This is a genomic window from Rhizobium rhizoryzae, from assembly GCF_011046895.1.
GTDB classification, from domain to species: Bacteria; Pseudomonadota; Alphaproteobacteria; order Rhizobiales; family Rhizobiaceae; genus Neorhizobium; species Neorhizobium rhizoryzae.
In genome coordinates, this window is the sequence record NZ_CP049250.1 from 743,653 (window position 1) to 762,317 (window position 18,665).

Genomic DNA, 18,665 nt, shown 5'->3' on the forward strand with positions numbered 1-18,665 from the left:
TGAACCTCATGGAGCATTGCGGCGCGCTTCCTTGCGGATCAGGTCGCCGAGTTTTTCAAGATAGAGCGCACCGGCCAAGGTACGCTTGATGATGACGTTGCGGCGATCTGCCGGATCTCGCTCACGCTCGACCAGTTGAAGAGCGCCCAGGCTATCCAGGGCGCGCGTGATGACGGGCTTCGTGACGCCAAGGGTCGAAGCCAGGGCCCGCACCGTGTGGGGCGGCGGAACCAGATAGATGTGGAGAAGAATGGAGATTTGCCGCAACGTAAGATCCTGACCGTCTTGCCGGACATGCTCCAGCACGACGCGGTGCCAGAGGCCCAGTGCCTCGGTTGCCGTCAACTCCGCGGGCATTCCGTCTCCCGATTCCCCTTTTGCAGGCGGCACTCTCGCTCAATGCCGCCTGTGATGCAACGGGGGATGCAACTGGGGATGCAACTGGGATGCACCCATCAGCCAAGGGCGGAAATATGCCGGAACAGGGCGCGAATGGCCTGCGCCTCACCGCCCACAGGGCCATGCGGCTTCTCGGTCGGCGACCAGGCAAAGATATCGAAATGCACCCAGCTTTCAGCGTTCGATACGAAGCGTTTGAGAAACAGGGCCGCCGTAATGGCACCGGCCATGCCGCCCGAAGGCGCATTGGTGATGTCTGCCGCGCGGGAGCGGATGTCCTTTTCGTATCCTTTGAACAACGGCAGCCGCCAGATCGGATCGGCTTCCTCGAGCGACGCTGAGCCAAGTGCGGATGCAAGGGCCTCGTCGTCGGTGAAGAATGGCGGCAGGTCCGGCCCCAGCGCAACGCGCGCGGCACCGGTCAGGGTCGCCATGTCGATCATCAGGTCCGGGCTTTCCTCATCGGCATAGGCGAGCGCATCCGCCAGAATCAATCGCCCTTCCGCATCGGTATTGTCGATCTGGACCGAAATACCCTTGCGGCTGCGGTAGATATCCCCCGGTCGGAAGGCATTGGCAGAGATCGAGTTCTCCACGGCCGGAACAAGAACTCGCAGGTCGAGATCTAGCTCAGCACCCATGATCATGCAGGCGAGTGCCAGGACATTTGCCGCGCCCCCCATATCCTTCTTCATAAGCAGCATGGAAGCCGCGGGCTTGATGTCGAGGCCGCCTGTATCGAAACAGACGCCCTTGCCGACAAGCGTGACCTTCTTTGCGCCTTTTCGTCCCCACCGCATCTCCAAAAGTCGCGGCGCCTCGGCACTCGCCCGACCAACCGTGTGAATGAGCGGAAAGTTCTGGGCCAGCAGGTCATCGCCGACGACGGCCTTCAGGGTCGCACCGTAATGCGTGCCGATGGCATGGAAGACTTCGCCAAGCCGCTCTGGCCCCATGTCGTTGGTGGGCGTATTCACGAGATCCCGGGCCAGAAACACCGCTTGCAGGGTTCGTTCCAGCGCCGCCCGATCAACGCTATCGGCAAGGGCAAGGAAGGCTTCCGGTGTCTTTCCCGTCTTGTAGGTATCGAAACTGTAGCCGCCGAGACCAAAACCCAGGGCCGCCTGCTGCGGATCAAGGGAGGGGGCTTCCAATCGCCAAACACCGGCGGTAAGCAGGCGCGCCAGCTTGCCGCAGGCAAACGGGGCCTCCTCAGGGTTCTTGCCAAGACCGAAGACGGCTCCCTTCAGTGTCGCCCCATCTCCTTGGAGCAGAAGAAAACTGCCCGCCTCAGCCTTGAACCCGGCTGCGCGCGCCCACGTCTCGTCGACCTTTGAGAGGACACCTGTTTCCAGTTCGGCGGGCGTAACGGCATAGACCGTCAACGCCTTTGGATCGGAGGCAACGAAGGGTGACGGTCTTTCGATGAACTGATACGGCAGCATGGCGTCTTTCAACAGTGCGATTAACGATCTGTTAGGGTTAACAGATTATTGCTTGAGGTCATACAGCGCCATCTTCAGTTCGGAAAAATCCGCTGCTTCATGGTGCACAGAGACTGGATTTCAGGCCATGACACGCACCTTCTTCACGTTTGCCGCCGAACGCCATTTCTGGATCAAAGCCCTTTGCGGCGTGGTGCTGCCGATCTCACTCGCATCCTGCGCGACATCCACGCCCAAGAGTGATCGAATCACAACCGGATCCATCCCGACGCAGACGCAGTCCCTGAACTTCGGCAAGCCGCTCGAACAGATGACTGCGGCAGAGCTTGCACAGGCCGAACAGACAGCTGGCAACGCCTATGAACGTTCTCCCAAGGACAAGACCATCGGGCTTGCTTATGCCAACGTTCTTCGCATGACTGGAAAGAACACGCAGGCGCTGGCCGTCATGCAGCAGGTGGCGATTGCCCATCCAAGCGATCGTGACGTTCTGGCCGCCTATGGGAAGGCGCAGGCGGCTGCCGGCCAGCTTGAGCAGGCCTTGGCAACCATCAGCCGTGCGCAGACGCCCGATCGTCCCGATTGGCGCCTCTATTCCGCAGAGGGTGCCGTTCTTGACCAGTTGGGGCGCTCCGATGAGGCACGCCAGAAATACAAACTCGCACTCGAAAGCCAGCCAAGCGAACCAAGCGTCATGTCGAATCTCGGCATGTCCTATGTCCTGTCGGGCGATCTGAAGACGGCGGAAAACTATCTCCGCTCCGCATCCAAGCTTCCAACAGCGGATAGCCGGGTTCGCCAGAACCTTTCGCTCGTCGTGGGCTTGCAGGGCCGCTTTTCCGAAGCGGAGCAGATTGCACGGCAGGAACTCAGCCAGACCCAGGCAAATGCCAACGTCACCTATCTGCGCTCCATGCTTTCCCAGCAGAATACCTGGGCCAAGCTTTCGGACAACAGGAGCGCGAAAGCGGATAACGCGACCAATTGATCAAGCCGCACTTCCTTGAACATCGCATCCAATGAAAAGGGCCGCTCCGGTTTTGGAGCGGCCCTTTCAACTTGTACCAGGATCAATCAAGCCTACTTAGATCCTTTCCGCTTTTCTTCGAAACACGAAAAGGATTTATCTATTTGTTTTTACGCAATTCCGGACGCAAAACCGCTAGGCACTTTTTCTGGAATTGCTCTAGAAGCGGTCAGCCACCTGAATACCCGCGGGGCCAAGGATGACGGCGATCAGAACCGGCAGGAAGAACACGATCATGGGAACCGTGAGCTTCGGTGGTAGTGCTGCAGCCTTCTTTTCAGCCTCGTTCATCCGCTCGTCGCGACCTTCCTGCGCCAGAACGCGAAGAGCCTGAGCCACCGGCGTTCCATAGCGGTCGGCCTGGATGAGCGCCGTCGTTACCGCCTTGACGATGTCGAGCTGGGTGCGGATGGCAAGGTTCTCGAGTGCAATGCGCCTGTCGGGAAGGAAGGAAAGCTCAGCCGTGGTCAGAACCATTTCTTCGGCCAGAGGTGCTGATTGCTGCGCAATTTCTTCCGCCACGCGGCGCATGGCAGCTTCAAGGGATATGCCGGACTCGACGCATATCAACATCAGATCGAGCGCATCGGGCCATGCGCGCTTGATGGATGCCTGCCGCTTGGTGATGCGGTTCGAGACGAAGATGTTCGGTGCGTAAAAGCCGATATAGGCCGCAGCAATCGCCACGAACAGACGTACGGCAAACGGCCTTTCCGCCATGTTGCCAAGGCCGAAAATCCAAAAGCCGACGATTGCCAGGAACACGAACGGAAGCAGGAAGCGCGCGGCCAGAAACACGTTCAGGGCGTTCTGTGTGCGAAGACCCGCTGCCTTCAAGCGATTGACCGTATTATCGTCGACAAGCGCCTTGCGAAGGTTGAAACGCTCGACGATCTGCATCGCGGAAGTGTTGTTCTGTGTCCTCAGCGTTGCCCGGCTGGTCTCCGAATTCATCCTGGCACGCTCGCGCAGGCGCATCTGCTCGCGCTCGCTGGAAACCGCCTTCATCCGCTTGTTGAGATCGCGTCCCTCGAAAAGCGGCAGGACGAGCGTATAGATGGTGGCAAAGACGGCAACTGCGACAAGCACGGCCAGCAACATTGCCGGATCGGTGAGGCTGGCAGCCATTTCTTCCGACATATCAGACCTCAGATGTCAAAGTTGATCATATTGCGCATGATGAAGATCCCCACTGCCATCCAGAAACCTGAGAACAGAAGGATGATATGACCTCGCGCATCGGTGAAAAGGATCGAGATGTAGTGTGGCGAGGTCAGGTAAACGAGCGTTGCCACGATGAAGGGAAGCGCGCCGATGATGACAGCGGACGCCTTGGCTTCCATTGAAAGCGCCTTGACCTTGGCCTTCATCTTGCGGCGCTCACGCAGAACCTTGGCCAGGTTCTGAAGCGCTTCGGAAAGATTGCCACCCGCCTGAGACTGGATCGTGATGACGATCGAGAAGAAATTGACCTCGGACAGAGGCATGGTCAGCAGCATGCGGGCGCAGGCTTCGGGAACGCTGAGACCCACCTGCTGCGCCTCGATCACACGCCGGAATTCGCTCTTCACCGGTTCCTGGCCATCGGTGGCAATCAGTCGGATCGCATCGTTCAAAGGCAAGCCGGACCGGATGGAGCGCACCATGACTTCCAGTGCGTTCGGCAATTCTTCGAGGAACTTGTCCTGACGCCGCTTGATGAGAAACCCGATCACCCAGCGCGGCAAGCCTACGGCTGCGACAAAGCCCAGGCCAAGAATGGCGACCAGCGGCATTCCTGCCATAAGGCATATCAGGGCGACAAGACCACCGAACAGGGCGCTGAATGTATAGAAGCGACCGAGCGTCAGTGGCAGACCGGAACGAGGCAGCTTTGCCTTCATGCTCTGGTCGCCGAACTTCTTGTCCTTTTCCTTTTGTTTCTTTTCAAGATCCTTCAAGGATTCCTGCATCGATTTGCGACGCTTGGAAAGCTCCTGGACCCGATCTTTCGCGGCCTTTACTTGCGCACGATCGCCCTCACCGGCTGCTACCTTGTGAACACGCGTGGTCGTCTTCTTTTCCACCTCGATGCGGGAAAAGAGAAAGGCGTAGGCCAGTCCTGAAGCGGCAATGGCAACGAGGCCCGCAAGGGCGATGACAGTCAGATCCATTGCCGGCCTCTCCTCTTATCAGTTGGTCTTGACTTCCATCTGGTCCAGCGCCGCAGCCAGACGCCGCTCTTCGTTGTAGTAGCGGGCGCGATCCCAGAAATGCGGCTTTGCGATACCGGTCGAAACATGGCGGCCAATGATGCGGCCCGCCGCGTCTTCGCCTTCCATCTCGTATCGAACGAGATCCTGCGTGACGATGACGTCACCTTCCATGCCCACCACTTCGGTGATGTGGGTGATGCGGCGTGTACCATCACGCAGACGCGCGGCCTGGACAATGACATCCACCGAACCGGATATGATTTCGCGCACCGTCTTGGCGGGCAGACTGAAGCCACCCATCGCGATCATCGATTCCATACGGCTGAGACACTCGCGCGGCGTATTGGCGTGGATCGTCCCCATGGAACCGTCATGACCGGTGTTCATCGCCTGCAACAGGTCGAAAACCTCCGGTCCGCGCACTTCACCGACGATGATGCGTTCCGGGCGCATACGAAGGCAGTTCTTGACGAGATCACGCATGGTGATTTCGCCCTCGCCTTCAATATTGGGTGGCCGGGTTTCAAGCCTCACGACATGCGGCTGCTGCAGCTGCAATTCGGCCGTATCTTCGCAGGTGATGATGCGCTCGTGTCCGTCGATATAGCGCGTCAGGCAGTTGAGAAGTGTTGTCTTACCAGAGCCTGTACCGCCAGAAATGACAACGTTACAGCGCACGCGTCCGATGATCTGCAGAACGGCCGCACCCTCCGGCGTGATAGAGCCGAACTTGACCAACTGATCGAGCGTCAGCTTGTCCTTTTTGAACTTGCGAATGGTCAGGGCGGGGCCGTCGAGAGACAGTGGCGGTGCAATAACGTTCACACGCGAACCGTCCGGCAGGCGGGCATCGCAGATGGGCGAGGATTCATCGACACGTCGGCCGACCTGGCTGACGATCCGCTGGCAGATCGACAAGAGCTGGCTGTTGTCGCGGAACCGGATTTCCGATTCAATCGTCTTGCCGCCCACTTCGATAAAGGTCTGGCCCGCACCGTTGACCATGATATCGGCAATGTCGTCGCGCGCCAGCAGGGGCTCCAGAGGCCCGTAGCCAAGAACGTCGTTGCAGATGTCCTCGAGCAGTTCTTCCTGCTCGGCAATCGACATCGCAAAGTTCTTGATCGTGATGATATCGTTGACGATATCGCGAATTTCTTCACGGGCGCTTTCGCCGTCGAGCTTCGCAAGCTGCGAGAGATCGATCGTGTCGATCAGGGCAGAAAAGACTTGGGCCTTCGTATCGTAATATCCCTCATCCCGGGCAGGACGGCGGCGCTGGCCCGCTCCGGGCGCAAGCGGCGGCGGCGCTGCGACGGATTGGCGAACCTGTGCTGCCGCACCACTTCCGATATCGAGGAGGAGATCGGTCGACCCGCCAGCCTGAACGCCTTGGCCGGTCGAGGCCGCTGCCGGCTGAACAGGCTGAGGCACCGCCGCCGGCGTAACCGACTTGCCGAAGCCTTCATGTCCACGTTTTCCAAACATCCCGCGATCCAGTTCCTAAACCTGATGTCAGTCTTACTTGCGAGCGAGCAACCCCAGCACCTTGCTGAGACCACCCTTCCTGATCTTCTTTGCCGAGTTACGACCCGTCACCACATGGGCGATCTGAGAGAAGGTTTCCGCCGTCGGCGATTTCGCATCGAGTTCGGAAATCATGCGACCACTGTTTGCGGCATTGCCGAACAGCTGGGCGTCGAACGGAATGATGGCAATCGGTTCGACTTCCAGCGGCTGCAGAAAATCGGATGGGGTTATCTCCGGACGCTTCGGCATGCCGACCTGATTGAGGACCAGATGCGGCGCCTTGTCATTGGGGCGCAGCTTCTTCAGGGCATCCAGCAAGTTCTTCGTGTTGCGCAGGTTGGCGAGGTCCGGCGTTGCGGTGATTACGATTTCGTCGACTTCCGCCAATAGCGAGCGCGTCCATTCGTTCCAGGCATGTGGAACATCCAGAACCGCGACCGGAGCGCTGCGTTGGAGGACCTCCACGACCGGCTGGAAAGCCGCGCGATCAAAATCATAGGCGCGGTCCAGCAATGACGGCGCAGCCAGCAGCGACAGGTGTTCGGAGCATTTTGTCAGCAGACGGTCGAGAAAGACTTCGTCCAGTCGTTCCGGGGCATAGACCGCTTCGGCAATACCCTGAGCCGGATCCTGATCAAAGTCGATATTCGCGGTTCCATAGGCCAGATCGAGATCGGCAAGGATCGTTTCGGTGGAGAAGAGTGACGAAATGCCGAAGGCGCAGTTATGCGCTATCGTGGAAGATCCCACGCCGCCCTTTGCGCCGATGAAGGCAATGGAACGACCGAGCGGTTCTGCTTCCGGATCAACGAAGATCGCTGCGATTGCACCCAACAGATCCTGCATCTTCACCGGCCCGACCAGATATTCGGAAATGCCGTTGCGAATGAGGTCGCGATACAGAGAAATGTCGTTGTGCCTACCAATGACGATCACCCGCGTCGAGGGATCGCAAACCTGTGCCAGCGGAGCAAGCTCCGTCAGCACATCGGCCGGTTCAGCATCGGTTTCAAGGATAATCAGATTGGGCGTCGGTGCCGCGGCAAACATGTTCGCTGCCGCATCCGTACTGCCACTGGTAACGCGGAGGTTCACCTTGGACATGCGGCGGTCCTGACCCAGACGCTCCACCACCCGGTGCATCGTATCGGTCTCACAGAATGCATGCACGGAAATGCGCGGCAGCGGACGCAGCGCCTCCAGATCAGCGGGGCGGCTGTGTTCCTCGATTGCCTCTGGCGATCCGCCCGGCGTCCGGATCTCGTAATCGATCGCGCTCATGTCAGCTTACCTGCTCAGTTCGAGTTGATCGTGATCGTCGTGCTGTTTGTGTTCGTCCCGCGATAGGTGCTGATCACCTTGGAACGCTGCACGGCATCAATCGGGGTCTGCGCGCGCGGCCCGAGAAGATCTGTCGGGCTTTCGAGCTGGGCAGCCAGGTTGTTTTGCGAAGCGCAACCGAAATTATACCAGTTACGATTGCCAAAGGTATTGTCGGACAAGTCTTCCGGCCATTCTCCGCAAGCTCCGGTCACGGCCTTGGTGGCGATGAAGGAGAGCCGGATGGGGGCGGCATCGTTATGGCCGCCGGCGCTGTAGCGTGCCATGACGATCCGGTCGCCACGAATTCCAGCCGTTTGCAGGGTCTTCCGGATATCGCCAGCCATGTGCGCAGCCGCACCAGCGTTGACCGATCCCTGCGGTACCTGGATCTGCATGAAACCGGCAGACGAGTTGGCAAAGTTCTGTGCGAATCCCTTGACCGTGTCGCGCATACCGATCGTCATGCGGCTATCGTTTGCGCCGACGGGGATATCCAGTGCGGTCTGTGCGTCCGTCAGAACGATGGGGTGACGCTCGCGATAGTCCATGGGGATGGAGCCGGTGGTCAGTTGGCTATTGCCACAGCCCGTCAAAAGGGCGGTGGAAACGATCAGGAGAGCCGGAGCAATGGATTTCGTAAACATTCTCGTGCCTCTCACTTATAGATGAAACCAACGGCGCCATGGTAGGGAGCGGCCGGAACGGGATCTTTTCGTCCGTAGATCTTGTTGACGCGGTTGAGGAAATACATTGCGGCATCGTTTTCGGGATTGAAGTTGTCATCCGGGCGCGCAAGCTGATTGCGGGCAACCGGGCGCACCAGATACGGCGTCGCGATGATGACAAGTTCCGTCTCGTTGCGGATGAAATCCTTGCTGCGGAAAAGCGTGCCCAATACCGGCACTTTTGAGATACCCGGCAATCCGGACATGGCCTGGCGGACATTGTCCTGAACAAGACCGGCAATCACGATCGAACCACCCGATGGGAGTTCGACGGATGTCGATGCCTCGCGCTTGCGGATCGAAAGGTAAGTGTTGCCCGGTACAGAGAGCGAGGAGCCGTTGCCGGTCGTCGCAGAACCTTCGTATGTGGGCTCGGAAACATTGGTCTCGATATTGAGGGCAATGCGTCCGGCCGAGAGAACGACCGGCTTGAAGTTCAGCTCGACTCCATAATTGACGGTCTCGAGGCTCCGCGAAACCGTAGGACGGTTCGTCGTGGTATCCAGCGACACCTCCTGCTGGCCTGCCAGTCGGAATTCGCCACCGACGTAGAACTTAGCCTGCTGACCGGAGATCGCTGTGAGGCTGGGCTCCGCGAGCGTTCGCATGACGCCTGCCTGTTCCATAGCATTGACATAGGTCGAGATCGCGGTGGTTCCGATCGAACCGACGACGCCACCCAGGCCGCCAACTGCCGCCGCGTTGCCAAGGTTGACCGGATTGGCAAACGAGATGCCACCGCTGGCCGAGCTGCCCGTCGTCTGCACCGAACCATTGAAGCCCAGTTGCTTCAGCACCTGCCGGTTGACCTCGGCAACAGTGACCTTCAGCGTTACCTGATCCTCACCCTGAATGGTCAAAAGGTTAACGATCTGGGATGTCTGGCGTTCTTCGGCATAGATCGCGACACCCTGCTGATTACCGCCGCCCGAAGCGGTGCGATTTCTCGTCGTTGCTTCACCACCCTTGAGGAAGGCCTGCGCCAGCTTTTCCGCCTGCGCGGCATCCTGCGGCGTGCGGACAGTACCGGTCAACACGATGTTGTCCGAGACGATTTCGACCTTGATATCGGATTCGGGTAGAAAACGCCGCAAATTAGCCTGAAGACCATCGATATCGCGCTCGACTTCCAGATCCAGGCTGACGATCTCTTGGCCCCCGGGGCCAAAGATGAAGATATTCGTCTGGCCGACCGACTTTCCGAACAGATAGATCCGGCGTGACGTTCTTGTCACCGCGTCGGCCAAGGCAGGATCGGCAACAAGGATGTCATGCGCATCCTGCGGCAGATCAACGACCAAGGCCTTGTTCAGGCCAAGCTTCAGCCGCTTGTGCACGCCCTTCCCCGATTCCGAGATCCGCACGATACTGTCCGAAGCGGCTTCGGCGGTATCCGTCGACCGGAGAACCGCCAGATCCGATAGGGCAAGGCAGACGCTCAAGGAAGCGACTGCGGAGGCTCTGTAAATTCTTTTCCAGGATGTCACGGTGACCGCTCCCTCAAATCTTAACGCTGGACCGAGCCGGTGGTGTTCATATTGACGATGGAGCCTGATTTGATGATCTGCACCTCGCCCTTTCCGCCACCGGCCAGCAAATGGTCAGCAAATTGCGTGTCCGAGTCCTGCACGTCGGCAATGGATCGCAACGACAGCGTCAGGCGGTCTGCCATCTGCTGCGCGACCGCAATGACGCGCGCCTGATCGGGAGTAAGTTCCAGAGTCGCGGTCGTGCCGATGACCGCCTGCGATCCGTCTTCCTTCTGCTCGATGCGCTGATCGATCGCCAGAACCCGGATGTTGTTGAGAACGTTTTCGGTGGAGTAGCTGCCCTGCTCGTTCTTGCGAACCATGATGACATCGACGCGGTCGTTCGGAAGCACGAAACCGCCAGCGCCGGTCGCGACGGAAATTTCGGTCGCGACAGCGCGCTTGCCACTGGGAAGAATGGACGACATGATCCGATTGGATGAATCCGCTACCTTTTCGGCGCGAACCGGCTCGCCCGCAAACAGCGGAAGGCGCACGATGGCGCCGTTCAGTTCCTCAATCGCCTTTGGCCTTGCGCTCTCGGTGATGAAGCCTTCCACCACGCCGCCTTCCGGCCAGGCCATCCAGTGGATCGATTTTTCATTGAGGCGTGCCCCGACAGGAAGATTGGCCGATGAGACCAAGACATTGGTTGTCGGCTCCTTGCGGATGACCTCCAACGGCGTCTCGACAACAGTCTTCTCACCTGACAGCCTCAAGGCCAGCATACCGGCAAGGCCGGCTGCAACCACAGCGACGGTAAGAATGATCAGACGGGCGGGTTTCATGGCAAATCCTTGACGGGACCAACTGGTTTCCCGCAGATTTGACCGCGAATGGTGTAATTATAGTTAACGTCTGCCTAGGAGACATGGTTAAGCAGAGTTTAAATCAATTTGTTGCAAGTCTTCGAACTCAAGAAGCCGTCAAAAAGATCGGCGCCTGCGGCATGGCCATGAGCGCACCGGCAGCAATCGCTATCCCATAGGGTATCTTTTTTGCCGTGGTCAGCGATGCGGGTAGCCAGACACCGCGATCGGTCACCAAATGAGATTTCCAACGGATTGCGAGTATGGCGAGGGTTAGAACCCCGCCAGCAAACGCCACATTGACAAGGAAGACCAGGAGAGCCGGTGTCAGGCCGAACCAGAGCGCGAGTGCCGTGAGCAGCTTTGCATCGCCGCCACCCATCACGTTCAGCACGAAGAGCAGAAAACAAACCGCGAAAACCGCGACGGCCACTCCGAGGGAGTAGCCTATCGCGGCCGCGGACATATCAGAAAGCCAAGCGGCTGGAATGAATAGGATGATGAGCGCCAAGCATAATGCGTTCGGAATTTTCATGGAGAAGAGATCACTGACAGCTGCGTAAACGACAGCCGACAAGAAAAGTACCATGAGAAAGATCACTACACGCCTATCCTACCATGGGAGTCGGAATCTGCGGATCACTCATAGATGCCGAAGCTCAATACAGGATCGCAGTCACCAAGCATGGGCCACTAACATCCAGAGATAATCAGGCTTACTTGGAAGCCTTATCCAGGTATGTGGAAATGTTAGTGAACTGGTTGTTCAGCTTGTTACCGAGCGCGCTGGCGCCAGCAATGAGGGCAACCGAAATCAGGGCGGCGATCAGACCATATTCGATGGCCGTTGCACCCGACTCTTCCTTTACGAAACGTGCGAAAATCTTGGACATGCGTCTCTCCTAACTCCGGGGATCTCTATTCTCAGCATTGCCGACAACTGTTGTCCGCTGTTCGGTGAGCCCAAATTACGGAGAGGCGATTTCCATTCACTTAAAAAATCTGGTTACGTTTCGGTTAACAAGGCCTTCCAACCGCCATGGTAAAACACCGATAAAGCGAATTGTTTCAATTTTATCTAGAGGCCTGTTTTGATGACCTCATCAGCGTAATCACTGGAGGCGCTGCTATTTTAGCTTTTATCGATTGACGCGCACGCCCCGAAACAAGACAACCTGCGCACGAATAAGCTGTCCCAAATCGGCATTTTGGCCTGAAATGCGCCATTAAGATTTCATTCACCAAATTGCTTCATGGTCTGAAACAGTACATCTATTTGAAGGCTGAAAGCCCATGCCGTCGAAATTGCTGGCCGCGCTTCTGGCCGCCATCTCTTTTGCTGTTCCTGCCACGGCCTTCTGCGAGGACGCTGGTGGACTCATGCGTGTCTATATGAATCAGGCACGCATTCTGAAGCTCGATCGGCCGGTCAGCAAGGTCATCGTCGGGAATGCTCAAGTGGCGGATGCGACGGTCGCCGACCCGCAGACAATCGTTCTGACGGGGCGCTCCTATGGCGCCACGAATCTTGTTCTCCTTGATGCGGAAGGCAACGCAATTGCCGATGAACGCGTCATTGTATCGATTGACGAAGGCAACACAGTACGCGTGTTCCGCCAGACAGATCGCGCCGTTCTTTCCTGTACGCCGAACTGTGAGCAGCACTCCGCCAGCAATGGCGCCAGCGGCGCGACGAATGGCACCGCTGGAAACTAAGCTGTTTCCTCGCATGTCGTTATCGCAAAACCGCTGCACACTTTTGCGCGACATGCTGCAAGCTGTTCCTTACTGGTGCAAATAGAACGACCGCGGCAACGGAATATCAATAAAGTCGGCATAGCGTCGGACCTTCCACGGAGACGTTACTGCCATGTGTGAGGATCACGGATCCCGGCCCACCATTTCGGCCCAGGCACCGCGACAAAGCCCCCGACGGCGGTTCTGGCGATCGCAGGATGGCGCCGCGGCGATTGAGTTTGCCATTCTGGCCATTCCTTACTTCATGATCATCTTTGCAATCATTGAGACCTTCGTTGCCTACACGGCAGAACAGGTGATCGGCAATGCGACCGACACGCTGGCGAGACAGTTGCGAACTGGTCAGATCACGGCGGGTCTTGGCCGAACGACGGACAAGAACCAGACGCAGTTCCGTCAATTGTTCTGCGACGAGATCTCCATCATGATCTCGTGCTCTGCGACCGAGATCGCGACACCGACGCAACTTTATCTCGATGTCCGCAGCTTCGCGACCTTCGCTCTTGTGCCAACAGCAATCCCGCGAAAATCGACGAGCACCTACGCGGATCTGGACCCGACAAGCTTCGGCTATAGCCCGGGCGGACCGAAATCAATCAATATCGTGCGTGCCTATTACCGCTGGCAGATCATCACGGATCTTATCCGGCCTTATGTCACAAACATCAGGCCCGCAGACGGATCGCTTCCAACCGATTTCCTGATCGTTGCCACCGCAGCTTTCCAGAACGAGGATTACCCATGAGGATCTTCGGAGGAAACCGTATCGGCACAAAGGCAGCAGAAGCAGCCCGTTTTGGCGGGATCATCCTGCCACTGCGTCGACTGCTGGCCGACCGGCGCGGCGTCGGGGCGGTGGAGTTTGCCATCATCGCGCCGATCCTGATCGCGATCTACATCACCTGTTTCGAGCTGACGATGGGCCTCAGCGTCTCCAAGCGGGTGACGAAGGCAACAGGCACGATCGCGGACCTTGTCACGCAGCAGACGAGCGTGACGAAGCTTTACCTCGCAAGCATGATCGACGTCAGCAAGGCGATCTTCGTTCCCTACAATACCAGTACGACCAACCTGAAGCTGAAGGTTACGGGTATCTCGGTCGATTCCACGGGAACGCCTAAGGTCGCTTGGTCCTGGGACCAGGGCGGCGGCAGGCCTTATGCTGTCGGCGCGACAGTGACGGACGTGCCCACCGAATTGAAGACGGCGAACTCGTTTCTTGTGCGGTCGGAACTTTCCGTACCCCATGAGCTGTTCATGCTGATGCCGGTTCTCTCGTCCGAAACAAGGTCCATCACAATCTCCCGCAGCTACTTCTACCGCCAGAGAATGGGCGATTCCATCACCTGCAGCGATTGCTGATCCGGGCGCTCCAGTCAGCGACGAGATAGCGGTTTGCCGCTTGAGACGGCTCCGTATAAGAAGGGAAGAATACGGATCAGTGTCCGTAAAAGCTTTCTCTCGCAGGTGAAATGATGGCGCGTGCTTTTCTTTTTGTTCTGGATTCCTTCGGCATAGGCGGTGCGCGCGACGCAGATCGCTATGGAGATCTTGGGGCAGACACCCTCGGCCACATTGCCGAATACTGCGCAGGCGGAGCCGCAGACCGAAAAGGCCTGCGCGAAGGGCCGCTGAAGCTTCCGAACATGTCGGCACTCGGGCTGCTCCATGCGGCCAAGCTGTCGACGGGCGCCTTTCCGACAGGGATGCCGGTTCCGGAAAAGCTTTACGGGCTCTATGGCGCAGCAAGCGAAGTATCGCGCGGCAAAGACACACCATCCGGCCATTGGGAAATTGCAGGCGTGCCTGTGACGTTCAACTGGGGTTATTTTCCGACGGAAGGCGACGCTTTCTCTCCCGAACTGGTTGAGGCTATCTGTCGAGAGGCAGAAGTTCCGGGCATTCTTGGCAATTGCCATGCCTCGGGAACGGAGATCATCGCGCAATGGGGCGAAGAGCACATCCGCACCGGCAAGCCGATCTGCTACACCTCCTCCGATTCGGTATTCCAGATCGCCGCGCATGAGACCCATTTTGGACTCGAGCGACTGTTGAAACTGTGCGAAACCGTTCGAACCCTGCTGGATCCGCTTAATATCGGGCGCGTGATCGCAAGGCCCTTCATTGGCGAAAGTGCTTCAACTTTCGAGCGGACCGGGAACCGCCGGGATTTTTCCGTTCTTCCACCAGAACCCACCTTGCTGGACCGGCTTGTCGAAGCAGGGCGCAGCGTTCACGCCGTCGGCAAAATCGGAGACATTTTTGCTCATCAGGGTGTCTCCCGTATCATCAAGGCAAATGGCAACATGGCCCTGATGGATGCGACACTCAGCGTTATCGATGAGGCTCAGGACGGCGATCTCGTCTTCACCAATTTCGTCGATTTCGACATGCTCTATGGCCATCGACGCGATGTCCCCGGCTATGCCGCTGCACTGGAGGCTTTCGATGCACGACTTGGCGAAGTCAGCCGCAAGCTGGGTCCGGGCGATCTTCTGATCCTGACCGCGGACCATGGTTGTGACCCGACCTGGCGCGGAACTGATCATACGCGCGAAAGGGTTCCGGTTCTGGCCTTCGGGCAGGGGCTGGGCTCACGAACCATCGGCATTCGCGGCACCTATGCCGATATCGGCGAAACGATTGCTGCGCATCTCGGCATTCCGGCAGGCAAACACGGACGGAGCTTCCTGTGACACATCATCTCCTGAAGGCAGAGATCCACTGCCACATCGAGGGCGCTGCGCCGCCCACCCTCGCCATTGCACAGGCGCGGCGGTATGGCGTCGATCCCTTCAGTTTCATGGCGGGAGATACTTACGCGTGGAACGACTTCGCCGAGTTCATCAAGGCCTACGATCGGGTTGCCGCCCTGTTTCGCACCGAGGCCGATTATGCCCTGCTGACCGAGACTTATCTGACCGAACTGGCAGCCATCAACACAATCTATAGCGAAATCATCGTTTCGCCGGACCATGGAGACCGCATCGGCCTTGGGGCGGACGCCTATCTGGCAGGCATATGCCAGGGCATTCATTCGGCACGGGAAAAGACGGGCATCGAAACACGTATTATTGTCACGGGCGAGCGTCACTTTGGTCCCGAGAGCGTCGTCAAGGCCGCCCGCTATGCGGCAGCAAGCCGCAACCCGCTCATCACTGGCTTCAATCTGGCCGGTGAAGAGCGGATGAACCGCGTGGCAGATTATGCGCCAGCCTTCGATATCGCGCGGGAGGCCGGGCTCGGTCTCACCATTCACGCGGGCGAGGTCTGCGGTGCCTTCAGCGTAACCGATGCTCTGGATCACATTCATCCGGCCCGCATCGGTCACGGCGTTCGCTCGATCGAGGATCCCTCTCTCATCGAACGGCTGGTCCATGAACAGGTGGTCCTGGAAGTCTGCCCCGGCTCCAACGTAGCGTTGAATGTGTTTCCAAGCTTTGACAGCCATCCCTTGCCGCGACTGATTGAGGCGGGCGTGCGAGTCTGCATCAACTCTGACGATCCGCCGTTTTTCCGCACATCGCTGGCACAGGAATATGAGATCGCATCCACCATCATGAGACTGACCGATCACCAGATCAACGTGATGACGCGCACGGCGCTGGAATCGGCATTCGTGGACGCGTCCACCAGGACAGCTCTTCTCGCACGGTTTGATCAATCCGTGGAAGACACGGCTGGGGATGGCGGCTCAAACAGCGGTTGATGTCTTGCGAAGCCGCGCATTTGCGTAGATGAAGAAACGAGAAGAGAAATAAGAAGAGCGAAGGCAGGTTCTCATGGACGGCGTGACAGTCATCAATCATCCTCTGGTGCAGCACAAGCTGACCATCATGCGGCGCAAGGAAACCTCGACTTCGAGTTTTCGCCGGTTGCTTCGCGAGATCTCGACTCTCCTCTGCTATGAGGTGACGCGCGATCTCGAGCTGACGATGGAAACAATCGAAACGCCGCTTACAGAGATGCAGTCGCCGATCCTGGAAGGCAAGAAGCTTGTCTTCGCCTCCATTCTGCGGGCTGGCAATGGTCTTCTGGAAGGCATGCTGGAACTCGTGCCGGCTGCCCGCGTCTCCCATGTTGGCGTCTATCGCGACCACGAAACGCTTGAAGCCGTCGAATATTATTTCAAGGCTCCGGAGAATCTTGCAGAGCGCCTGGTCATCGTCGTCGACCCGATGCTGGCTACCGGCAATTCCTCCATTGCAGCTATCGAGAAGCTCAAGGAACGCGGCGCGAAGAACCTTCGCTTCCTGTGCCTGCTCGCAGCGCCGGAAGGCATCAAGAACTTCCAGGAAGCACATCCTGATGTGCCGATCTTCACCGCCTCCATCGACAGCCATCTGAACGAGAAGGGCTATATCATGCCAGGTCTCGGCGATGCCGGCGACCGCATGTACGGCACCAAGTAAGCTGCCGTTAACCACGACTGAAATGACGCCCGCCGTTCATCACTGCGGGCGTTTTTCGTTCAATCTTGTGGTGTAGGGTCGATCGACTATCATCATCGTCAAGGTTCCCATGCTGCGCTTCGTCCTCCTGTTAAGCTTTGTCGCCGCAGCCGCATCGCAGATCCCTTATGTGATGGGCCTTACCCGAACGTCCACTGCATCGCAGGAGGCCACGCTTGCTATGCCGCCCACGTCCGGGAAAGGAGCTGGTATCACCGGCGGCTCGGGCGTTACTCTCAGTGCCGATGCTCGCGGTCATTTTCAGGCGACCTTTCGCTTGAATGGCAAGCCTGTGGAGGGCTTGGTCGACACAGGCGCCTCTTCCATCGCCATTAACGAAACCACGGCAAAACGGCTCGGCTTCTCCAGCAATTCTCTGGACTACCGCTATGCCATCAGCACCGCCAACGGCTCGACCAAAGGCGCTCTGGTGCGCCTTGATAGGGTGGAGATCGGCAGCATCCGGGTCACTGGCGTCGATGCAATGGTTCTCAAGGATGATGCTCTCAGCGGCACACTGATCGGCATGAGTTTTCTGAAACGACTTTCGTCGTTTCAGGTCGCCGATGGTTCACTGAAGCTCGTTCCGTAAAGCGAAAGACCGAACTCAGCTCTTTTTCAGATTGAGCTGTGTGGTAACGATGCTCCTGCCCGACTTCGGATCCTTGTCGATGGTCCTGATCTGGAGACCGTTGGCCCCAACCTTTCGAACCTCCATCCTCGCCTTCCGATCGCCATAGACCACGTTGGCCCAGGTCACATCGAAGCTGATGGTATTGCCAGAGCGCGACCCGACAAGTGTGGACGGCTTTCCAGACACGCCAACATAGGTTCCGGAGTAGCGGGCGCCGGATGCCGTGACATTGGCATTGAAGCCACGCGATATCACCACCAGTGCGCGACAGGATCCGTCCATCTGGAAGCGTGAAGCATTCGCCTTCGACTGCATGTTGCAGGTCACATTGACCTTCTGTCCGCCCAGTTCGCGAAGAACAAGTCCGCCACCGGTCCACCGCCCCTCGATGGATTTCAGAAATTGCTCTTCGGATGCGAATGCAGTTTCAATGGAAAGACAGGAAAATGCGAGCACTGTGGTGATCAGCAACTTCATGAGGGTGTCTCCGGCTTTGGATGACACAGAACATCATGACCCCGCAATTCGTTCCACTTGGCGGATAGGGCCACCAAGGGCTGAGCTCAGGTTTGTTGGGAGATCAAGCAGATGGCGGACAAAAGGGAAATCCGCCCCATTCAAAAAAATTCAATACTTCAAAATTCCCAAGGGCCATCCGAAATGAAATGGTGAAGGCCGGTTACTGGCCTGGCGCAAACCGCTCGGCCATCGGCTCAATGCCCTTGCCTCAATGAACGGGAGTCAAATCTGGCTTGCCTAAATATGCCAGAGGAGTGCTAGAGCAGGTGCTATTGCTTCAGCGATTCTGCTTTCGAACTCCGTGAAAACCGCGACACAGAG

At 57.9% G+C, this 18,665-nt stretch carries 20 protein-coding genes; 8 read left to right on the forward strand and 12 right to left on the reverse strand.

Annotated elements, in window-relative coordinates:
• Positions 1-6: 6 nt before the first annotated feature.
• Positions 7-357 carry a MarR family winged helix-turn-helix transcriptional regulator gene (locus G6N80_RS09800; RefSeq protein WP_165133399.1) on the reverse strand — a complete coding sequence of 117 codons (351 nt, stop codon included), beginning with the start codon at positions 355-357 and terminating at the stop codon, positions 7-9.
• Between the two features lie 98 nt (positions 358-455).
• Entirely contained in the window at positions 456-1,844 is a 1,389-nt protein-coding gene (locus G6N80_RS09805; protein WP_165133402.1) for a leucyl aminopeptidase family protein, read from the reverse strand.
• Between the two features lie 127 nt (positions 1,845-1,971).
• Here G6N80_RS09805 and G6N80_RS09810 point away from each other — a divergent pair, with 127 nt between their 5' ends.
• The gene (locus G6N80_RS09810; protein ID WP_165133405.1) at positions 1,972-2,832 is read left to right on the forward strand and encodes a tetratricopeptide repeat protein; all 861 of its coding nucleotides are present in this window, start codon (positions 1,972-1,974) and stop codon (positions 2,830-2,832) included.
• A gap of 198 nt (positions 2,833-3,030) precedes the next feature.
• Here the strand turns inward: G6N80_RS09810 and G6N80_RS09815 are convergent, their stop codons facing one another.
• The 9 genes from G6N80_RS09815 to G6N80_RS09855 all read right to left on the reverse strand — a co-directional run bounded on the left by G6N80_RS09815 (position 3,031) and on the right by G6N80_RS09855 (position 11,875).
• Positions 3,031-4,011 (reverse strand): type II secretion system F family protein, encoded by a 981-nt coding sequence (locus G6N80_RS09815; protein ID WP_165133408.1) that lies wholly within the window; start codon positions 4,009-4,011, stop codon positions 3,031-3,033.
• 8 nt (positions 4,012-4,019) lie between these two features.
• Positions 4,020-5,024, reverse strand: a complete 1,005-nt coding sequence (locus G6N80_RS09820) for a type II secretion system F family protein (protein WP_165133411.1) — start codon at positions 5,022-5,024, stop codon at positions 4,020-4,022.
• An 18-nt stretch (positions 5,025-5,042) separates the two neighbouring features.
• On the reverse strand, positions 5,043-6,554 hold the full coding sequence (locus tag G6N80_RS09825; protein ID WP_165133414.1) for a TadA family conjugal transfer-associated ATPase: 1,512 nt from the start codon (positions 6,552-6,554) through the stop codon (positions 5,043-5,045).
• Between the two features lie 33 nt (positions 6,555-6,587).
• Entirely contained in the window at positions 6,588-7,877 is a 1,290-nt protein-coding gene (locus G6N80_RS09830; protein WP_062555072.1) for a CpaE/TadZ family protein, read from the reverse strand.
• A gap of 14 nt (positions 7,878-7,891) precedes the next feature.
• Positions 7,892-8,563 (reverse strand): CpaD family pilus assembly protein, encoded by a 672-nt coding sequence (locus G6N80_RS09835; protein WP_165133417.1) that lies wholly within the window; start codon positions 8,561-8,563, stop codon positions 7,892-7,894.
• An 11-nt stretch (positions 8,564-8,574) separates the two neighbouring features.
• On the reverse strand, positions 8,575-10,131 hold the full coding sequence (locus tag G6N80_RS09840) for a type II and III secretion system protein family protein (RefSeq protein WP_062555070.1): 1,557 nt from the start codon (positions 10,129-10,131) through the stop codon (positions 8,575-8,577).
• Between the two features lie 20 nt (positions 10,132-10,151).
• Complete coding sequence (cpaB, locus tag G6N80_RS09845) at positions 10,152-10,961, reverse strand: Flp pilus assembly protein CpaB (protein ID WP_062555069.1); 810 nt, start codon at positions 10,959-10,961, stop codon at positions 10,152-10,154.
• A 127-nt stretch (positions 10,962-11,088) separates the two neighbouring features.
• Positions 11,089-11,571, reverse strand: coding sequence for an A24 family peptidase (locus G6N80_RS09850; protein ID WP_165133420.1), 483 nt, complete (start codon positions 11,569-11,571; stop codon positions 11,089-11,091).
• A 127-nt stretch (positions 11,572-11,698) separates the two neighbouring features.
• Positions 11,699-11,875 (reverse strand): Flp family type IVb pilin, encoded by a 177-nt coding sequence (locus tag G6N80_RS09855; RefSeq protein ID WP_165133423.1) that lies wholly within the window; start codon positions 11,873-11,875, stop codon positions 11,699-11,701.
• Positions 11,876-12,275: 400 nt separating this feature from the next.
• Here G6N80_RS09855 and G6N80_RS09860 point away from each other — a divergent pair, with 400 nt between their 5' ends.
• From G6N80_RS09860 to G6N80_RS09890, 7 genes are all read left to right on the forward strand, one after another.
• Entirely contained in the window at positions 12,276-12,698 is a 423-nt protein-coding gene (locus G6N80_RS09860) for a pilus assembly protein N-terminal domain-containing protein (protein ID WP_165133426.1), read from the forward strand.
• A gap of 154 nt (positions 12,699-12,852) precedes the next feature.
• The gene (locus G6N80_RS09865; protein ID WP_165133428.1) at positions 12,853-13,485 is read left to right on the forward strand and encodes a TadE/TadG family type IV pilus assembly protein; all 633 of its coding nucleotides are present in this window, start codon (positions 12,853-12,855) and stop codon (positions 13,483-13,485) included.
• A complete protein-coding gene (locus tag G6N80_RS09870; RefSeq protein ID WP_165133430.1) occupies positions 13,482-14,102 on the forward strand; it encodes a TadE/TadG family type IV pilus assembly protein in 621 nt (206 codons plus the stop codon). Before G6N80_RS09865 ends, G6N80_RS09870 begins: the two co-directional genes overlap by 4 nt.
• Before the next feature lie 113 nt (positions 14,103-14,215).
• Entirely contained in the window at positions 14,216-15,436 is a 1,221-nt protein-coding gene (locus tag G6N80_RS09875) for a phosphopentomutase (protein ID WP_165133432.1), read from the forward strand.
• Positions 15,433-16,449 (forward strand): adenosine deaminase, encoded by a 1,017-nt coding sequence (locus tag G6N80_RS09880; RefSeq protein WP_165133434.1) that lies wholly within the window; start codon positions 15,433-15,435, stop codon positions 16,447-16,449. The genes G6N80_RS09875 and G6N80_RS09880 overlap by 4 nt, the downstream gene beginning before the upstream one ends.
• 73 nt (positions 16,450-16,522) lie before the next feature.
• The gene (gene upp, locus G6N80_RS09885; RefSeq protein WP_062555062.1) at positions 16,523-17,152 is read left to right on the forward strand and encodes a uracil phosphoribosyltransferase; all 630 of its coding nucleotides are present in this window, start codon (positions 16,523-16,525) and stop codon (positions 17,150-17,152) included.
• A 109-nt stretch (positions 17,153-17,261) separates the two neighbouring features.
• Positions 17,262-17,783 (forward strand): TIGR02281 family clan AA aspartic protease, encoded by a 522-nt coding sequence (locus G6N80_RS09890; protein ID WP_165133436.1) that lies wholly within the window; start codon positions 17,262-17,264, stop codon positions 17,781-17,783.
• Positions 17,784-17,798: 15 nt separating this feature from the next.
• Here G6N80_RS09890 and G6N80_RS09895 read toward each other — a convergent pair whose 3' ends face one another.
• Positions 17,799-18,302, reverse strand: a complete 504-nt coding sequence (locus tag G6N80_RS09895; protein WP_062555060.1) for a hypothetical protein — start codon at positions 18,300-18,302, stop codon at positions 17,799-17,801.
• Positions 18,303-18,665: the final 363 nt, after the last annotated feature.

Excerpts from the sequence above, each read along its gene's own strand:
- G6N80_RS09800 (WP_165133399.1), bottom strand. The coding sequence starts at position 357 with ATGCCCGCGGAGTTGACGGCAACCGAGGCACTGGGCCTCTGGCACCGC.
- G6N80_RS09805 (WP_165133402.1), bottom strand. The coding sequence starts at position 1,844 with ATGCTGCCGTATCAGTTCATCGAAAGACCGTCACCCTTCGTTGCCTCC.
- G6N80_RS09810 (WP_165133405.1), top strand. The coding sequence starts at position 1,972 with ATGACACGCACCTTCTTCACGTTTGCCGCCGAACGCCATTTCTGGATC.
- G6N80_RS09815 (WP_165133408.1), bottom strand. The coding sequence starts at position 4,011 with ATGTCGGAAGAAATGGCTGCCAGCCTCACCGATCCGGCAATGTTGCTG.
- G6N80_RS09820 (WP_165133411.1), bottom strand. The coding sequence starts at position 5,024 with ATGGATCTGACTGTCATCGCCCTTGCGGGCCTCGTTGCCATTGCCGCT.
- G6N80_RS09825 (WP_165133414.1), bottom strand. The coding sequence starts at position 6,554 with ATGTTTGGAAAACGTGGACATGAAGGCTTCGGCAAGTCGGTTACGCCG.
- G6N80_RS09830 (WP_062555072.1), bottom strand. The coding sequence starts at position 7,877 with ATGAGCGCGATCGATTACGAGATCCGGACGCCGGGCGGATCGCCAGAG.
- G6N80_RS09835 (WP_165133417.1), bottom strand. The coding sequence starts at position 8,563 with ATGTTTACGAAATCCATTGCTCCGGCTCTCCTGATCGTTTCCACCGCC.
- cpaB (WP_062555069.1), bottom strand. The coding sequence starts at position 10,961 with ATGAAACCCGCCCGTCTGATCATTCTTACCGTCGCTGTGGTTGCAGCC.
- G6N80_RS09850 (WP_165133420.1), bottom strand. The coding sequence starts at position 11,571 with ATGGTACTTTTCTTGTCGGCTGTCGTTTACGCAGCTGTCAGTGATCTC.
- G6N80_RS09855 (WP_165133423.1), bottom strand. The coding sequence starts at position 11,875 with ATGTCCAAGATTTTCGCACGTTTCGTAAAGGAAGAGTCGGGTGCAACG.
- G6N80_RS09860 (WP_165133426.1), top strand. The coding sequence starts at position 12,276 with ATGCCGTCGAAATTGCTGGCCGCGCTTCTGGCCGCCATCTCTTTTGCT.
- G6N80_RS09865 (WP_165133428.1), top strand. The coding sequence starts at position 12,853 with ATGTGTGAGGATCACGGATCCCGGCCCACCATTTCGGCCCAGGCACCG.
- G6N80_RS09870 (WP_165133430.1), top strand. The coding sequence starts at position 13,482 with ATGAGGATCTTCGGAGGAAACCGTATCGGCACAAAGGCAGCAGAAGCA.
- G6N80_RS09875 (WP_165133432.1), top strand. The coding sequence starts at position 14,216 with ATGGCGCGTGCTTTTCTTTTTGTTCTGGATTCCTTCGGCATAGGCGGT.
- upp (WP_062555062.1), top strand. The coding sequence starts at position 16,523 with ATGGACGGCGTGACAGTCATCAATCATCCTCTGGTGCAGCACAAGCTG.
- G6N80_RS09890 (WP_165133436.1), top strand. The coding sequence starts at position 17,262 with ATGCTGCGCTTCGTCCTCCTGTTAAGCTTTGTCGCCGCAGCCGCATCG.
- G6N80_RS09895 (WP_062555060.1), bottom strand. The coding sequence starts at position 18,302 with ATGAAGTTGCTGATCACCACAGTGCTCGCATTTTCCTGTCTTTCCATT.